The organism is Actinomycetospora sp. 2LY8.5, from assembly GCF_057180585.1.
Window position 1 is genome coordinate 74,389 of record NZ_JBXUHE010000012.1, and the last position, 15,638, is coordinate 90,026.

17 protein-coding genes are annotated in these 15,638 nt (G+C 74.4%); 9 read left to right on the forward strand and 8 right to left on the reverse strand.

Going from position 1 to position 15,638, the window contains the following annotated elements; genetic code table 11:
* Positions 1-2: 2 nt before the first annotated feature.
* Genes AC2A1K_RS15980 through gvpJ form a run of 3 tightly spaced genes read right to left on the reverse strand, consistent with a single transcriptional unit; the run spans position 3 to position 1,520 of the window.
* A complete protein-coding gene (locus AC2A1K_RS15980; protein ID WP_483897287.1) occupies positions 3-785 on the reverse strand; it encodes an inositol monophosphatase family protein in 783 nt (260 codons plus the stop codon).
* Positions 786-822: 37 nt separating this feature from the next.
* Positions 823-1,110 carry a hypothetical protein gene (locus AC2A1K_RS15985; protein ID WP_483897288.1) on the reverse strand — a complete coding sequence of 96 codons (288 nt, stop codon included), beginning with the start codon at positions 1,108-1,110 and terminating at the stop codon, positions 823-825.
* A 35-nt stretch (positions 1,111-1,145) separates the two neighbouring features.
* A complete protein-coding gene (gene gvpJ, locus AC2A1K_RS15990; protein WP_483897289.1) occupies positions 1,146-1,520 on the reverse strand; it encodes a gas vesicle protein GvpJ in 375 nt (124 codons plus the stop codon).
* A 31-nt stretch (positions 1,521-1,551) separates the two neighbouring features.
* Here gvpJ and AC2A1K_RS15995 point away from each other — a divergent pair, with 31 nt between their 5' ends.
* Positions 1,552-3,222 carry an ArnT family glycosyltransferase gene (locus tag AC2A1K_RS15995; RefSeq protein ID WP_483897290.1) on the forward strand — a complete coding sequence of 557 codons (1,671 nt, stop codon included), beginning with the start codon at positions 1,552-1,554 and terminating at the stop codon, positions 3,220-3,222.
* Between the two features lie 342 nt (positions 3,223-3,564).
* Here AC2A1K_RS15995 and AC2A1K_RS16000 read toward each other — a convergent pair whose 3' ends face one another.
* Complete coding sequence (locus AC2A1K_RS16000) at positions 3,565-4,944, reverse strand: RNA polymerase sigma factor (protein ID WP_483897291.1); 1,380 nt, start codon at positions 4,942-4,944, stop codon at positions 3,565-3,567.
* A 329-nt stretch (positions 4,945-5,273) separates the two neighbouring features.
* On the opposite strand from AC2A1K_RS16000, the gene AC2A1K_RS16005 reads away from it, so the two are divergent.
* Complete coding sequence (locus tag AC2A1K_RS16005; protein ID WP_483897292.1) at positions 5,274-6,137, forward strand: inositol monophosphatase family protein; 864 nt, start codon at positions 5,274-5,276, stop codon at positions 6,135-6,137.
* A 3-nt stretch (positions 6,138-6,140) separates the two neighbouring features.
* On the opposite strand, the gene cei is transcribed toward AC2A1K_RS16005, so the two are convergent.
* Positions 6,141-6,764 carry an envelope integrity protein Cei gene (gene cei, locus AC2A1K_RS16010; RefSeq protein ID WP_483897293.1) on the reverse strand — a complete coding sequence of 208 codons (624 nt, stop codon included), beginning with the start codon at positions 6,762-6,764 and terminating at the stop codon, positions 6,141-6,143.
* A 377-nt stretch (positions 6,765-7,141) separates the two neighbouring features.
* On the opposite strand from cei, the gene AC2A1K_RS16015 reads away from it, so the two are divergent.
* Positions 7,142-7,444: a DUF4193 domain-containing protein gene (locus AC2A1K_RS16015; RefSeq protein ID WP_133825164.1), complete on the forward strand. Its 303-nt coding sequence runs from the start codon at positions 7,142-7,144 to the stop codon at positions 7,442-7,444.
* A 75-nt stretch (positions 7,445-7,519) separates the two neighbouring features.
* On the opposite strand, the gene AC2A1K_RS16020 is transcribed toward AC2A1K_RS16015, so the two are convergent.
* A complete protein-coding gene (locus AC2A1K_RS16020) occupies positions 7,520-8,017 on the reverse strand; it encodes a DUF3093 domain-containing protein (RefSeq protein WP_483897294.1) in 498 nt (165 codons plus the stop codon).
* A 25-nt stretch (positions 8,018-8,042) separates the two neighbouring features.
* Here AC2A1K_RS16020 and dut point away from each other — a divergent pair, with 25 nt between their 5' ends.
* The 4 genes from dut to AC2A1K_RS16040 all read left to right on the forward strand — a co-directional run bounded on the left by dut (position 8,043) and on the right by AC2A1K_RS16040 (position 10,753).
* Positions 8,043-8,582, forward strand: coding sequence for a dUTP diphosphatase (dut, locus tag AC2A1K_RS16025; protein WP_483897295.1), 540 nt, complete (start codon positions 8,043-8,045; stop codon positions 8,580-8,582).
* The gene (locus AC2A1K_RS16030) at positions 8,579-9,301 is read left to right on the forward strand and encodes a DUF3710 domain-containing protein (protein ID WP_483897296.1); all 723 of its coding nucleotides are present in this window, start codon (positions 8,579-8,581) and stop codon (positions 9,299-9,301) included. Before dut ends, AC2A1K_RS16030 begins: the two co-directional genes overlap by 4 nt.
* Before the next feature lie 107 nt (positions 9,302-9,408).
* Positions 9,409-9,783: an OB-fold nucleic acid binding domain-containing protein gene (locus AC2A1K_RS16035; RefSeq protein ID WP_483897297.1), complete on the forward strand. Its 375-nt coding sequence runs from the start codon at positions 9,409-9,411 to the stop codon at positions 9,781-9,783.
* Between the two features lie 196 nt (positions 9,784-9,979).
* Complete coding sequence (locus AC2A1K_RS16040) at positions 9,980-10,753, forward strand: DUF3159 domain-containing protein (protein WP_483897298.1); 774 nt, start codon at positions 9,980-9,982, stop codon at positions 10,751-10,753.
* Between the two features lie 39 nt (positions 10,754-10,792).
* Here AC2A1K_RS16040 and AC2A1K_RS16045 read toward each other — a convergent pair whose 3' ends face one another.
* Both AC2A1K_RS16045 and AC2A1K_RS16050 read right to left on the reverse strand, forming a co-directional pair.
* Complete coding sequence (locus AC2A1K_RS16045; protein WP_483897299.1) at positions 10,793-11,461, reverse strand: potassium channel family protein; 669 nt, start codon at positions 11,459-11,461, stop codon at positions 10,793-10,795.
* A gap of 28 nt (positions 11,462-11,489) precedes the next feature.
* Positions 11,490-12,155: a potassium channel family protein gene (locus tag AC2A1K_RS16050; RefSeq protein ID WP_483897300.1), complete on the reverse strand. Its 666-nt coding sequence runs from the start codon at positions 12,153-12,155 to the stop codon at positions 11,490-11,492.
* Positions 12,156-12,280: 125 nt separating this feature from the next.
* On the opposite strand from AC2A1K_RS16050, the gene AC2A1K_RS16055 reads away from it, so the two are divergent.
* The gene (locus tag AC2A1K_RS16055) at positions 12,281-14,386 is read left to right on the forward strand and encodes an APC family permease (protein WP_483897301.1); all 2,106 of its coding nucleotides are present in this window, start codon (positions 12,281-12,283) and stop codon (positions 14,384-14,386) included.
* Positions 14,383-15,636, forward strand: a complete 1,254-nt coding sequence (locus AC2A1K_RS16060; protein ID WP_483897302.1) for a class I SAM-dependent RNA methyltransferase — start codon at positions 14,383-14,385, stop codon at positions 15,634-15,636. The genes AC2A1K_RS16055 and AC2A1K_RS16060 overlap by 4 nt, the downstream gene beginning before the upstream one ends.
* Positions 15,637-15,638: the final 2 nt, after the last annotated feature.

Consider the following 15,638-nt stretch of genomic DNA (forward strand, 5'->3'; position numbering starts at 1 on the left):
GGTCAGCGCAGCAGGACGTCCAGGATCGCGTCGTGCGCGGAGGGCCGGGCGATGAGGAGATCGGGAGAGTAGGGGTCGTCGGCCCCGAACGGTAGCGGCGTGCCGTCGAGCCGGCTGACGCGCAGCCCCGCGCCGACGGCGACGGCGGCCGGCGCGGCGTTGTCCCACTCGTACTGGCCGCCGGAGTGCAGGTACGCGTCGACCTCCCCGTCGACGACCGCGAGGGTCTTGACCCCCGCGGCGGACAGGGCGACCGTCCGGACCGGGTAGACCGCGGCGAGGCGGCGCAGCTCGGCCGGTGGCCGGGAGCGGCTCACAGTGATCGTCAGTCCGCGCTCGGGGTCGAGCGGCGTGTCCGGGAGCGGGGTCACCGTCGCGGAGTCGGCCAGCTCGCCGCGGGCCGGGAGGGCGACGGCGCCCGCGACGAGCTCACCGTCGACGAGGAGCGCGACGTGCACGCCCCACTCGTCGCCCCCGCGGCCGTAGCCGCTCGAGCCGTCCAGCGGGTCGACGATCCAGAGCCGGTGCGCCCCGCGCCGCGGCGCCGGGTCCTGCGTGCCCTCCTCGGACAGCACGGCGTCGGTGGGACGGTGGCGCTGCAGCGCGTCGACGAGGAAGTCGTGCGCCTCGGCGTCGCCGCGGTACTCCCGGTCACGGCCCGGGCCGGTGCCGTCGCGGAGCTCCAGGAGCAGGGCCCCGGTGGCGTCGGCCAGCTCGCGGGCCAGCGCGGCGTCCTCGATGACGGTGGGTTCGGTGCTCGTCGGCTCTTCCCTCGCGGCACTCACCCCCCGATCCTGCCCGACGGGGCGTGGCGGCACCCGATCAGGGCGATTCGGCGGCCGTCAGGACGCCGGCCAGCTCGTGCAGCACGGCGGCGCGGGCCTCGTCGGCGCCGGGCGCGGTGTCCTCGCGCTGGTCGAGCAGCAGCCGGGCGAGGCTCGCGAGGCTGACGACCTGCGCCGCGAACTCCTCCGGCCCGGCGAGCTCGCCGAGCAGCGCGCCCACGGCGTCGAGGTCGCCGGCGTCCATGCCCTGGATCAGCGCCACGGAGCGTCGGTGGACCTCGGCGGGATCGGTGTCGGGCAGGTCGCTCGCGGGGTCGGGCTGCACGGGCGTCAGCATGTCAGGCGCCACGGGGGCGATCGCTACCCGCTGCGCCGGCGGCGTTTCTTCCCCCGGCGCTCCTCGCGGATCTCCTGCCACGCCTCGTGGCCGGCGTCGAGGACGCCCTTCGTGATGCCCTTCGCCCCGCCCTGGTAGGTCTTCTCGGCCATGCGGGCGGGCAGCTCGGTGAGCCCGACGCCCCCCTTCTCGTGCAGGTCGAGGCGATTGGTCGCCTCCGCGAACCGCAGGTAGGTGTCGACGCTCGCGACGACGATCCGCGCGTCGACGGTGACCAGCTCGATGCCGACGACCGAGATCGTGACGAAGGCGTCGATCACCAGGCCCTTGTCCAGGACGAGGTCGAGCACCTCGGCCAGCCCGCCCTGGGGCGAGCGCCGGACACCGGGGGAGGTCACGACCGGGGAGTCTAGGAACGTCGCACCGAACGTGACCATCGTCCGGACGGCCCCGTGCACCCCGCCGTCGGGTACGGGAGAGGGCGGGCACCGCAGCCACCGCGACCAGCGTCCCCCCGCGATCGACGCGGCGGCCGCCGACCTCGCCGACCGCGGCCTCCCGACGACGCCGTCGAGCACGCGGCGGGCTGAGTCCGGCAGGATTCCCCGCGTGACGGGGGTGGCGCGGTCGCGGTCGCGCCTGCTCGGGGCCGCGCCGGTCCTGATCGGGCTGGCGGTCACCGTCCTGCTGCTCGCGGTGTCGGCGCGCTACGGCTTCCACCGCGACGAGTTCTACTACCTCGTCTCGGGGCGTCACCTCGCGTGGGGCTACGTCGACAACCCGCCGGTGGTGCCCGCGCTGGCGCGGCTGCAGGAGGCGCTGTTCGGGGTTTCGCCGACCGCCCTGCGCGTCGTGCCGGCGCTGGCGATCGGGCTCTGCGTGGTGATCACGGGGCGGATGGCACGCGAGCTCGGCGGCGACAGGGTGGCGGCGGCCGTCGCCGCCGCCAGCGTCGCCGGCGCCGCGTTCCCGCTGGCCACCGGGCACATGCTGTCCACCAGCACGATCGACGTCCTCGTCTGGACCGCCCTGTCCTGGCTGCTGGTGCGCGCCCTGCGCGACGGCGGCCGGGTGTGGCTCGCCGTGGGGCTCGTGGCCGGGATCGGGCTGCTCACCAAGGCGCTCGTGGTGGCCTTCCTCGGCGTCGCGGCCGTCGGCGTGCTCGCGGTCGGGCCGCGCCGCGTGTTCCGGGACCCGTGGCTGTGGGGCGGGGCGCTGGTCGCCCTGGCCGTGTGGTCGCCGCACCTCGTCTGGCAGGCCGTCCACGGCTGGCCCCAGCTGGCGTTCGGGCAGCACATCGCGACGGTGGGCAGCGGAGGCAGCGAGCCGCGATGGACGTTCCCGCTCTTCCAGCTGATCGAGGTCAGCCCGTTCCTCGTGCCGGTGTGGGTCGCGGGCCTGTGGCGGCTGGTCCGCGACCCGGAGGTGGCGTCCGCCCGGGCGTTCGCGGTCGCCTACGGGCTGCTGTTCGTGCTGCTCCTCGCGGCGGGCGGCAAGCACTACTACCTCGGGGGCCTGTACCCGGTGCTGCTTGCGGCCGGCGCCGTCCCCGTCGTGGCGTGGATGCGGCACGGTCGTGTCCGGCCTCGGGTCGTCGGCGCGGTGCTCGTCGTCAACGTCGTCGTCGTGGCCTGGCTGATGCTGCCGATCGTGCCGGAGCGCACCCTGCCCGGCAGCCCGCAGACCGTGTCACCGATCGCCGCCGAGACCGTCGGGTGGCCGACGTTCGTCGCGACGGTGGCGGATGTCTCCCGCACCCAGCCGCTCGGCACGACCGTGGTGCTCGGAAGCAACTACGGCGAGGCGGGCGCGATCGACGTGTTCCGGGACGAGCCCGCGTTCGCCGACCTCCCACCCGCCTACAGCGGCCAGAACAGCTACGCCGACTGGGGCCCGCCGCCGGAGTCGGCGACCACCGTCGTGGCGGTCGGCTACGACGAGGCGACCCTGCGGCGCTGGTTCACCGACGTGCGCGTGGTGACCCGGATCGAGAACGAGGCCGGTGTCGACAACGAGGAGCGTGGGGCGCCGGTGGCCGTCGCGACCGGACGCCGCGACACCTGGGCCGCCCTGTGGCCGCAGATCCGCAAGCTGGCGTAGCCGGTCAGTCCTCGCCCTCGCCCTCCTTCTGGAGCGCCTCGTCGAGCAGGCGCTCCAGCCCCTGGATGCTCCGGTGGGGCCCTTGCGGTCGAGCACGACGGGCTCCTCGCGAGCTCGAGCCGTCGTGCGGGAACTGCGGCGGCACGGCGGTCGTCACTCCCGCCCGCGGGGGGACCGTGACGAACCGCCGGCCTTCACGTCCTCCGCCGAGATCACGGGCGCATCCACCGAGACGGGCGCGGTCAGGTGCACGGGGTACCCCTGATCACCGGGAGAACCGGTCGTACAGGACGACGAGAGCCCCGAACGGCGCACCGTTCGGGGCTCTCGACGAGTCCGGACCTAGTCCAGGTAGTCGCGCAGGACCTGCGAGCGCGAGGGGTGGCGCAGCTTCGACATCGTCTTCGACTCGATCTGGCGGATCCGCTCGCGCGTCACGCCGTAGACCTGGCCGATCTCGTCGAGGGTGCGCGGCTGGCCGTCGGTGAGGCCGAAGCGCAGGCGCACGACGCCGGCCTCGCGCTCGGAGAGCGTCGCGAGGACCGACTGCAGCTGGTCCTGCAGCAGCGTGAAGGAGACCGCGTCGACCGCGACCACGGCCTCGCTGTCCTCGATGAAGTCGCCGAGCTGGGAGTCGCCCTCGTCGCCGATGGTCTGGTCGAGGCTGATGGGCTCCCGGGCGTACTGCTGGATCTCCAGCACCTTGTCCGGGGTGATGTCCATCTCCTTGGCGAGCTCCTCCGGGGTGGGCTCGCGGCCCAGATCCTGGAGCAGCTCGCGCTGGATGCGTCCGAGCTTGTTGATGACCTCGACCATGTGCACCGGGATGCGGATGGTGCGGGCCTGGTCGGCCATCGCGCGGGTGATGGCCTGGCGGATCCACCACGTCGCGTAGGTCGAGAACTTGTAGCCCTTGGTGTAGTCGAACTTCTCGACCGCACGGATCAGGCCGAGGTTGCCCTCCTGGATGAGGTCCAGGAACGCCATGCCGCGGCCGGTGTAGCGCTTGGCCAGCGAGACCACGAGGCGCAGGTTGGCCTCGAGGAGATGGGACTTGGCGCGCTCGCCGTCGCGGACGATCCACCGCAGGTCGCGCCGCATCTGCGTCGCGAGCTCCTGCTGGGCCTCGGCGACCTTGCGCAGCCGCTCCGAGGCGTAGAGGCCGGCCTCGATCCGCTTGGCGAGCTCGACCTCCTCCTCGGCGTTGAGCAGCGCCACCTTGCCGATCTGCTTGAGGTAGGCGCGGACCGAGTCGGCGGACGCGGTGAGCTCGGCGTCCTTGCGCGCCTGGCGCAGCGCCTCGGACTCCTCCTCGTCCCAGACGAAGTCGCCGGACTTCTTGTCCTCCTCGGTGGGCTCCTCGGTCTCGACCTCGGCGGCCTCGACCACCTCGGCCCCCAGGACGACGACGTCCTCGGTGAGCTCGGAGGCCGCGGCCTCCAGCTCGGAGGTCTCGAGCCCCTCGAGGTCGGCGCCCTCGGGCCCGCCCTCGGCGTCGATCTCCTCGGCACCCTCGGGCGCGTCGGTGTCGGTCTTCGCCGCGCCCTTGCCCTTGGCGGGCGCCTTCTTGGCGCCCTTGGCGGAGCGCGTGGCGGCCTTCTTCGCCGGCGCCTCGGTGGCGTCCGGAGCAGCGACCACACCGACCGGGCCGCCGGCGGCGGACTCTTCGGTGTCGGAGGCGTCGGTGACGCGGCGTCGGGTTGCGGACTTTGCGGCTGCCACAGACGACCTTTCGTGACGAACGGCTGAACGGCGACGGAATCGACGGACCCGGGTCGCCGGATGGCCACCCGGACGCGGGACGACAGGCGAGGGCCCGGTCCCACCCGGCGAACCGCCTCGGCTCCTGTTCATTGTAACGAGCCGGAGCGCCGGACGTCGCACCTCACAGTCGCCGAGCCCCGCCGAGCGGCCACGACGGGGTCGCAGGATCGATTCGGACGGGCTGCGGGGTGCGATCGCGGATCGACGGGTCGAGCTCCGCAGGCTTCGTCTGCCGGTGGGTTCCTGCGTGTCGCCACGTGGACACCCACGTGTGGTCCGATGCCAGGATGAACCGCTCCCCGGGCCGCACCGCCGACCTCGCCGACGGGGCCGACCCGATCGGGTTCCCGGAGCTCGAGACGATCGCCGTCGACGTCGCGAGCGAGACCGCCGCGCTGGCGCTCGCCGTCCGGGAGCGCGTGGTGGGCCGCGGCCGGCTGGACACGAAGAGCTCGGCCACCGACGTCGTCACCGAGGGCGACCGGGCCTGCGAGGCGCTGGTCCGCGAGCGTCTCGCCGCTCGCCGTCCGGGCGACCTCGTGCTCGGCGAGGAGGGCGGCACGAGCGGCACGCCCGCGTCCGGACAGGTCCGCTGGGTCGTCGACCCCATCGACGGCACCGTCAACTACACCCACGGGCTGCCTTGGTTCTCGGTGTCCCTGGGCGCGGAGGTCGACGGGCGGATCGTCGCGGGCGCCGTCGTGGAGCCGGTGTCCGGGCGGGTCTGGCGTGCCGCGCTCGGCCACGGGGCGCGCCGCGACGGCGAGACGCTGCGCGCGTCCACCCTCGACGAGCTGGCGCTCGCCGTCATCGGGACGGGCCTGGGCTACGACCCGGCGCGCCGCGCCCGCCAGGCCGCGGTGCTGGCTCGGATCGCCGGGCGCATCGGGGACGTGCGCCGCACCGGATGCGCCTCCCTCGACCTCTGCGCCGTGGCCGCCGGCTGGCTCGACGGCTTCTACGAGCACGGCCTGCAGGCCTGGGACCACGCCGCGGGCGGGCTCGTCGCGCAGGAGGCGGGCGCGGCCGTGCGGCTGCCCGGCACGGACTCCGACGGCCTCGGCGCCGAGGCCACGCTCGTCGCGGCCCCGGCGCTGGCGGGTCCGCTCACCGAGCTGCTGGTCGCCGAGGGCGCCGGCGACATCGTGTGAGGGTCAGCTGCTGCAGTCGACCGCGCGCAGCTGGGTGAGCGCCGCGTTGTCCGGGACCGCCGCCGGGGCGCCCGAGCCGTCGGTGGCGGTCTGGCGGGCGAGCGCCCGCAGCGCCTCGGTGACCGGCTGGGGCGGTGCGATGTCACGGAAGTCGTCGCCCAGGGCGAGGTCGACCTGGGCCCCGGTGCGCCCGTCGGACACCAGCTCCGCGCACGGCACGACGATGCTCAGCGTGCGGGCCGCGGCGGCCCCCTCGGGGCCGTAGCGGATCTGGCCCACGCACGAGAGGTCCTGGGCGGGGTAGAGCGCGTCGTTGTCGGGCGGGGCCGCCTCGGCGATGCCCAGCTCGCCCAGCTCGGCGGCCGCCAGCTGGGCCTGGCCGCGCTGACCCGCGCCGTTGAGCACGTGCACCCGCACGTCGCCCGGCGCCGCCGCCGGCTGGTCGTCGAGAGCGTCGGCCGATTGCGGCGAGCCCGCCCCGGCCACTGGCGAGACGTTGCAGGAGGTGACCGAGCCGGCCGTCGAGTTGGTGAACACCACGGTCCACGTGACGATGCTCGCCACGGCGAGGACGGCCACCAGTACCGTGGCCGGCACGAGGTTGCGCCGTCGGTAGACCTCGCGCACCCGCGACGTTCCCGCCCTGACCGAGCCGACCAACCGAGCCCCTCCCCGAGACGTCCCCGATACCGGGCAGGGTAGTGGTGCCCGGTCGCCTCGCCGACGGTCCCGCGAGGCGCGGCGCGGCGCGGCCGGGAGAGGTCACGATCTCGACACTCCGCGGCGACTGCCCAGGGGCCGGCTGACCGCACGGGTTCACGTGAGTTACCCTCCCGCCGCTCCGCAGTGCGCGGACGTCGTCTCGTCCGTGCCGTGGGACCCCAGAGGTGAGACCCGGGTCACTTTCCCGGTCGGCACAAACGGTCGCCGTCCCGCGTTGTGCTGCCGCACGACCGAAGTGGAACCGGGCAGGAACCGGGCACGACCGAGGGTGGGAAACCGCTATGGCGACCGACTACGACGCCCCGCGCCGCAACGAGACCGACGAGATGGGCGAGGACTCCCTCGAGGAGCTCAAGGCCCGGCGCAACGAAGCGCAGTCCGCCGCCGTGGACGTCGACGAGACCGACACCGCCGAGAGCTTCGAGCTCCCGGGCGCCGACCTCTCCGGCGAGGAGCTGACGGTGCGGGTGCTCCCGAAGCAGGCTGACGAGTTCACCTGCGGGAGCTGCTTCCTCGTGCACCACCGCAGCCGGCTCGCCGACCAGCGCGGCGGCCTGTTCATCTGCCGCGACTGCGCGGCCTGACGGTCGCCCCAAGGCTTGGGTAGCGCACTGCTCCTTCGTCGCAGTGCTCGACCCGGCGCCGTCGCGCTCCGGTGGTCACCGGAGCGCTCGGAGCAGCTCCTCGGGGCGGCGGGTGGAGACGACCCAGTAGGGGGTGGGGTCGTCCGGGTCGATGACCTCGATCCGGACGACCGGACCCACCCACGGACGGTGCAGGACGAACGCCTCGGGGTCGAGCTGAGGGCCGAGGGCCTGACGCTTGGCCTCCCCGCTGACCACGTCGACGCGCCCGATCTGCGACACCGGCAGGTGGGCAGGACCCGCGCGCAGCTCACGCTTCCCCGGCCCGTCGGCGTCGACCGAGACCCGGATGCGTCCGAGCCACACCAGCAGCACGACGGCCAGCGGGAACAGCAGCACGTAGGGCAGCCACGAGCGCACGCCCGGGTAGCCCATGTGCAGCTCCGCCGCGAGCAGGCCGGCCATCAGCAGCACCGGCGGCCAGAACCACCACGGCACGTTCAGACGCTCGGCGTACGCCGCGGGGCCGCCCGGGGTCGTGTCGGTTCCCGGTGAGGGGCGCGGGGTGCTCACGACACCCAGAGTAGTCTCGCCCCCCGTGTCGGAGGGTGTGGTGCAGGTCGACCTCGTCCGCCTCGACGCCGGTCTCCCCGTCCCGGCGCGGGCCCGCCCCGGCGACGCGGGGGCGGATCTCTCCGTGACCCGCGACGTGACGCTCGCGCCGGGGGAGCGGGCCCTGGTCGGCACCGGCGTCGCGGTGGTGCTCCCCGCGGGCTACGCGGCGTTCGTCATGCCCCGCTCCGGATTGGCGGTGCGCGAGGGCGTCGGGCTGCTCAACTCCCCGGGCACGATCGACGCAGGGTACCGGGGCGAGATCCAGGTGTGTCTGGTCAACCACGACCCGTCGCGGACCGTGACGATCCGTCGGGGTGACCGCGTGGCCCAGCTGGTGGTCCAGCGGGTCGAGGAGGCCGTGTTCCGGGTGCTCGAGGGTGTCGACGACCTCGAGACGCTCGCCGCCGTCGCGCCGACGGCACGGGGGGCGGGCGGCTTCGGGTCGACCGGGGCCGCCGGGGGCGGGAGACGCGGCGGAGCAGAGCCGGACCCGACAGGCGTGACGGAGGGAGAGCAGTCGTGAGCGAGGGGCGGCACCGGCATCGCGCCGGACGCGTCGCGCAGGTGTCGGTGGCGGCCGAGCCCGCGGGCCGGCGCCACCACCAGCGGCAGGGCCCGTGGGACGCCGAGGACGCGCCGCGCGACGGCCGCCTGCGCCTGGACCTGGGGTCGGTGCAGCTCCCGGTCCCGCGGGGCGCCCGGCTCAAGGCCGAGCCGGACCCGTCCGGGCCGCTGCGGGCGGTGCACGCGATGGTCCCCGAGGGCCGGCTGACGGTCAGCGCCTTCGCGGCGCCGCGCACCGGGGGGCTCTGGCCGGAGCTCGTCGAGGAGCTCGCCGCCCAGCTCCAGAAGGAGGGCGCGACGATCCGCCGCGACCGGGGGGAGTGGGGTCGCGAGCTGGTGGCGCGCAACGGCAACACCGTCGCGCGCGTCATCGGCGTCGAGGGGCCGCGGTGGATGCTGCGCGGGGTCGGCACCGGCCCGGTCGAGCACGCCCTCAAGCTGCACGGGATGTTGCGCGAGATGCTGCGGGGCACCGTGGTGGCGCGGTCGTCGGATCCGCTGCCGGTGCGCTCGCTCCTCCCGCTCGAGGTGCCCGAGGACGTGCCGGACGAGTTCGCCGACTCGCTCGTCGAGTCGATGCCCACCAAGCCCCGTCAGATCACCCGGCCCGACGGCCCGGTGATCCCGATGATGCTGCCCCAGCGCGCCGGCGCGGGAACGTCTCCTGGTCGTTCCTGAGACACCCCGGCGGCCGGCGATCGGACTATCCTGGAGGCGTCCGCGGTCGACGGAGCCCGGAGGGGGCAGCCGCCAACGAGGCCGCGGGGACGTGCACGGGAGCACTCATGAGCGCCGAGACCGGTTTCCTGCGCCGCATGGTCCGTCGTCTCACCTCCGATGTCGGCGACCTCGACGCGGACGACCTGTCCGCCGAGGCCGCCCGGTCGGGGTGCGACCGGGCGTGCGACTCGAGCACGGGTGAGGCGGTCACCGTCAAGGGGCGGCTGCGCTCGGTGGAGATCTGTCCGCGGGGATCGGTCGCCACCCTCGAGGCGGAGCTGTTCGACGGCACCGACGGCGTCACGCTGGTCTGGATGGGCCGCCGGCGCATCCCGGGCATCGAGCCCGGGCGCACGGTGCGGGCGAGCGGTCGCGTGGCCGTCCGCGAGGGCCGCAAGGTGATCTACAACCCGTACTACGAGCTCCAGCGGGCGCACTGACCCCACGCGGAACCGCACTTCCCGGGACACGGGCGCAGGAACCTCCGCCGGGGCCGGGGTCGTACCGTGGTGGCACCGGCCGCCGGCCGGTGCGGGCCCGACGGACCCGCCGTTCCCGCAGGAGTCCGCCATCCGACCCCAGACGCGCCCCACCGGCCACAGCGGCGATGACGGCCCGGCCGACCCCGTCGGCCCCGTGGGCCCTGTCGACCCCCCGACCGGGCCGGTCGACCTGACGCGGGCCGATCCGCCGACGGAGTCGTTCGCTCCGTCGGCTCGGGCCGACGACGTCGAGGAGGAGGCGCCGGAGCCCCGCACGCCGACGCTGATCGAGCAGATGGGCGGCGTGTCGGGGATCGTCGCGTCGGGTGTGCCCGTCGTCGTCTTCGTCGTGACCCAGGCGGTGTTCGGCAACCTCGTCGCGTCGATCGTCGCGGCGGTCGGGTCCGCGGTCGCCGTCGCGATCTGGCGGTTCACCCGCGGCGACCCCGTGCAGCCCGCCCTCTCGGGCCTGCTCGGTGTGGCGGTGTGCGCGTTCCTCGCCTGGCGCACCGGCGAGGCCAAGGGCTTCTTCCTGCTCGGGATCTGGACGAGCCTCGTCTACGGCGGCGTCTTCCTGCTCTCGGTGCTCGTCCGGCGTCCACTCGTCGGGGTGATCTGGCACCTCGTCAACGGCGAGGGCCAGGACTGGCGCCACGACCGGCGCATCCTGCGCGGCTACGACATCGCCTCGCTGGCCTGGGTCCTCGTCTTCGGGGCCCGGTTCGTGGTGCAGCGCTGGCTCTACGACTCGGTGTACGCCGAGACCTGGCTGGGCTGGGTCCGCCTCGCGATGGGCGTGCCGCTCGCCGCCGTCGCCGCCGTCGTCACGATCTGGGCGATCCGGCGCAGCCGCCAGGCGCCGCGGGACGACCCCGCACGGGCGCAGACGCCGCACCGGCGGAGATCGACGGGGACTTCGCGCGCATAGAAGCAGCGAACGCCACGTTCGCTGCAGGCCCCCGCCGGCCTACTCCTCCGGCTCGCCGCGGAGGACGCGCTGGATCTCCTCCTCGACGTCCTCGCCGGCGACGAACATCATCTCGTCGCCCGGTTCGATCGGGTCGTCCGGCTGCGGCACGATGACGCGCCCGCCCCGCAGGATCGCGACGAGCGCGGCCTCGCGGGGCAGGGGCACCTCGCGGACCGCGCGGCCGGCGAGCGGGGTGTTGGCGGGCAGGGTGACCTCGACGAGGTTCGCGGTGCCCTGGCGCAGGGTCAGCAGGCGCACGAGGTCGCCGACGGTCACGGCCTCCTCGACCATGGCGGCGAGCATGCGCGGGGTGGACACGGCGACGTCGATGCCCCAGGCGTCGTTGAACAGCCACTCGTTGCGGGGATCGTTGACGCGGGCGACGACGCGGCGCACCGCGAACTCGGTCTTGGCGAGCAGCGAGACGACGAGGTTGACCTTGTCGTCACCGGTGGCGGCGATGACGACGTCGCAGCCCTGCAGGCGCGCCTCCTCGAGGGAGGCGAGCTCGCAGGCGTCGGCGTGCACCCACTCGGCCTGCGGGACGGCCTCGGGCTCGACGTGGGCGAGGTCGCGCTCGATGAGCATCACCTCGTGGTCGGCCTCGACGAGCTCGGCGGCGATGGAGCGGCCGACCGCCCCCGCCCCGGCCACGGTTACACGCATCGTTCGTCCCTCACCGCCACGCGCATGCCTACTCCGCCCTCTCCGGCGAGGCCGCCGCGGCGGCGGTGACGGTGGCGACGGTGCCGCTGACGGCCGCGGCGTAGACGACGTCCTCGGCCTGCAGCACGGTCGCGTCGGTGGTCAGCACGCCGGTGCCGAAGCGCACGATGAACGCGACGCGGCTGCCCGTGGCCTCCTCGAGCTCGGAGACCGGGCGGCCCGACCAGTCCTCGTGGAAGTGCAACTGCATGATCGCGACGGTGCCCGAGGGGTCGCGCCACGCGGTGGCCACGCCGTCGGGCAGCAGCATGCGCAGCAGGCGGTCGGTGGTCCACGGGACCGTCGCGACGGTGGGGATGCCGAGGCGTTCGTAGACCGCGGCGCGCTTGGCGTCGTAGATGCGGGCGACGACCTGGCCGACGCCGAAGGTCTCGCGGGCCACGCGGGCGGCGATGATGTTCGAGTTGTCGCCCGAGGAGACCGCTGCGAACGCCTCGGCGCGGTGGATGCCCGCGGCCGTCAGCGTCTCGCGGTCGAAGCCGACGCCCACGATCTCCTGGCCGTGGAAGTCGCTGCCCAGGCGCCGGAACGACTGGGGGTCGCGGTCGACCACGGCCACGTCGTGGCCCAGCCGCTCGAGGGCCAGCGCGAGGGACGACCCCACGCGCCCGCAGCCCATCACGACGATGTGCACGCCGCCCGCCTCTCCCCGACTCGATGCGGTGCGACCGTATCGTCGCCGATCCCGTCACCTCCGACGCGCCCGAGGTGTCCCGCACCGGATGCGCTCGCGTACCCGAACGCGCCTACGCTTCGGTCGTGTCCAAGCTCGCCACGGCGACCAAGCGCCTGCTGCTCGGTCTGCCGTTTCGCAGCGACGCACTGCAGGGCACCCTGCTGCGCAAGCGCATCGCCCTGCCGGTGTTCGCCTCCGACGCCCTGTCGTCGGTGGCGTACGCCCCGCAGGAAGTGCTGATCACCCTGTCGCTCGCGGGGCTCGGCGCCTACGCGCTCTCGCCGTGGGTCGGCGTCGCGGTCATCGTCGTCCTGGGCACGGTGGTCGTCAGCTACCGGCAGAACGTGCACGCCTACCCCTCGGGCGGGGGCGACTACGAGATCGCGACGGTGAACCTCGGCAAGTACGCAGGCCTCACCGTCGCCAGCGCACTGCTCGTCGACTACACGCTGACCGTGGCCGTGTCGGTGTCCTCCGCGGCGGACAACCTCGGCGCGCTCGTGCCGTTCGTGGGCGACCACAAGGTGCTCTTCGCCGTCGCCGCGATCGTGGTGCTCACCGCCATCAACCTGCGCGGGGTCCGCGAGTCCGGGGCCGCGTTCGCCGTCCCCGTCTACTGCTTCATCGTCTGCCTGGTCGGGATGATCGTCTGGGGCGTGGTGCAGCTGGCGCTCGGCCAGGACCTCGTCGCCCCCAGCGCGGGGTTCGGCGTCCGGCCCGAGGGCGGCGCGGAGTCCACCGACGACCTCACCCAGCTCGCGCTGGTGTTCCTCGTGCTGCGCTCGTTCACCCAGGGCTGCGCGGCGCTCACCGGTGTCGAGGCGATCAGCAACGGTGTGCCGGCCTTCCGCAAGCCCAAGTCGCGCAACGCGGCCACGACGCTGACGATGCTCGGGCTGCTCGCGGTGTTCCTGTTCTCCGGGATGATCGCGCTGGCCCGCGCGTCGGGCGTGGTGATGGCCGAGCGGCCCGCGGAGCAGCTCGTCGGCGCGCCGCCGGACTACCGGCAGGACACACTGATCGCCCAGCTCGCCCGGGCGATCTTCGACGGCTTCCCGCCCGGCTTCTGGGCTGTGACGATCTTCACGGCCCTCATCCTCGTGCTCGCCGCCAACACGGCCTTCAACGGCTTCCCCGTGCTCGGCTCGATCCTCGCCCAGGACCGCTACCTGCCCCGCCAGCTGCACACGCGCGGCGACCGGCTGGCCTTCTCCAACGGGATCCTGTTCCTGGCGTTCTTCGCGATCGTGCTCGTCGTCGGTTTCGGCGCCGAGGTCACGGCGCTGATCCCGCTGTACACGGTCGGCGTGTTCGTGTCGTTCACGCTGAGCCAGACCGGCATGGTCCGGCACTGGACGCGCCTGCTGCGCACCGAGACCGACGCGTCCGAGCAGAGCCGCCTGCGGCGCTCCCGGTGGATCAGCGGCTTCGGCACGGCCATGACCGGCACGGTGCTGCTGGTCGTGCTCGTGACGAAGTTCGTGGTCGGCGCCTGGATCGCGATCGTCGCCGGGTTCCTGGCCTTCCTCATGATGCTGTCGATCCGGAAGCACTACGACCGGGTCAGCGAGGAGATCGCCGCCCCGGAGGTCATGACCAGCACGCTGCCCAGCCGCAACCACGCGATCGTGCTGGTCTCGCGGCTGCACATGCCGACGCTGCGCGCCGTCGCCTACGCCCGTGCCACCCGGCCCGACGTGCTCGAGGCGCTGACGGTCAACGTCGACGACGCCGACACCCGCCAGCTCGTCGCGGAGTGGGAGGCGCGCGACATCCCGGTGCCGCTCAAGGTCGTCGAGTCGCCCTACCGCGAGATCACCAAGCCGATCCTGCAGTACGTCAAGCGGATCCGGACCGACAACCCGCGCGACGTGGTCACGGTGTTCATCCCCGAGTACGTGCTCGGGCGCTGGTGGGAGCAGCTGCTGCACAACCAGAGCGCGCTGCGCCTCAAGGGCCGGCTGCTCTTCCAGCCCGGGGTCATGGTGGTCAGCGTGCCGTGGCAGCTGGAGTCCTCGAAGCGCGCCGCCGCCCGGCGGCCCCCGGGTGCCCCTGGTTCGGCGCGCCGCGGCTACGAGCCCCCACCCGGCACCGGCGGCACCGGCTCCGCGCCGCCCGACGCCGCCCCGCCACCCCCACCGCGCACGTCGCCGAAGTCGCGGCCCGAGCCGGCCGGGCCGTCGCGATGACGGGGATGAGCGGGACCACCGACTGGACCGACCGCCTCCTCGAGGTCGACGTCGGCCCGGTGGCGCACGGCGGGCACTGCGTCGCGCGCCACGAGGGCCGGGTGGTGTTCGTCCGCCACGCCCTGCCCGGCGAGCGCGTGCGCGCCGTCGTGACCGAGGACGGCGGCGGCTCCTTCTGCCGCGCCGATGCCGTGGGCGTGCTGCACGAGTCCCCGGACCGCGTCGAGCCGCCGTGCGCCTGGGCCGGTCCCGGCGGCTGCGGCGGCTGCGACTGGCAGCACGTGAGACCCGCGGCGCAGCGCGACCTCAAGGCCGCGGTGGTGGCCGAGCAGCTCGCGCGCCTGGCCGGCGTCGAGCGCGACGTGGTGGTCGAGGAGCTGCCCGGCGGCGCGCTGGACTGGCGCACCCGGATGCGGATGGCGGTCACCGACGACGGGCGCCCCGGCCTGCGCGCGCACCGCAGCCACGAGGTGCTCCCCGTCGGCGACTGCCCGATCGCCGCCCCGGGCGCGCTCGCCCCGGTGCTCGAGCGGACCTGGACGCCGACCGCCGAGGTCGAGGTCGTGCGCGACGCGGCGGGCGAGGTGCACGCCGCCGAGCTGTTCGAGGGCGCGCGGCACCCCGAGCTCGGTGGGGGCCTCGGTGGGGGCACCGCCCACGAGCAGGCCGCGGGGCGCGAGTGGGCGCTGCCCGCGGAGGCGTTCTGGCAGGTCCACCCGCACGCCGCGGACGCGGTGGTCGCCGCGGTGCTCGAGGGCGTCGGCGAGCTCGCGCCGGGGTCCTGCGCCTGGGACCTGTACGGCGGCGCCGGGCTGATCGCCGCCCCGCTGGCCGAGCGCGTCGGCCCCGACGGCCGGGTGGTGCTCGTCGAGAGCGACCCGGCGGCGACCGCGGCGGCAGGGGAGTGCCTGACCGACCTGCCCGCGGTGCAGGTGGTGCGCGCGCGGGTCGAGAAGGTCCTGGCGGGAGACGCAGCCGGCCGGAGCTCGACCCGTCGCAACGGTCTGCCCGGGCCCCCGGACGTGATCGTCGCCGATCCGCCGCGCAAGGGCCTCGGGCGGCGCCTGGCCGGCGAGCTCGCGCAGCACGGCGCGGCGCGGGTGGTGCTGGTCGCCTGCGACCCCGCCGCGCTCGCCCGTGACGTCGCCGCGCTGGCCGAGCACGGGTATCGCCTGGACCTCCTGCGCGCCTTCGACGCCTTTCCCATGACGCATCACGTCGAATGTGTCGCAACACTCCTCGCGTCGTGACC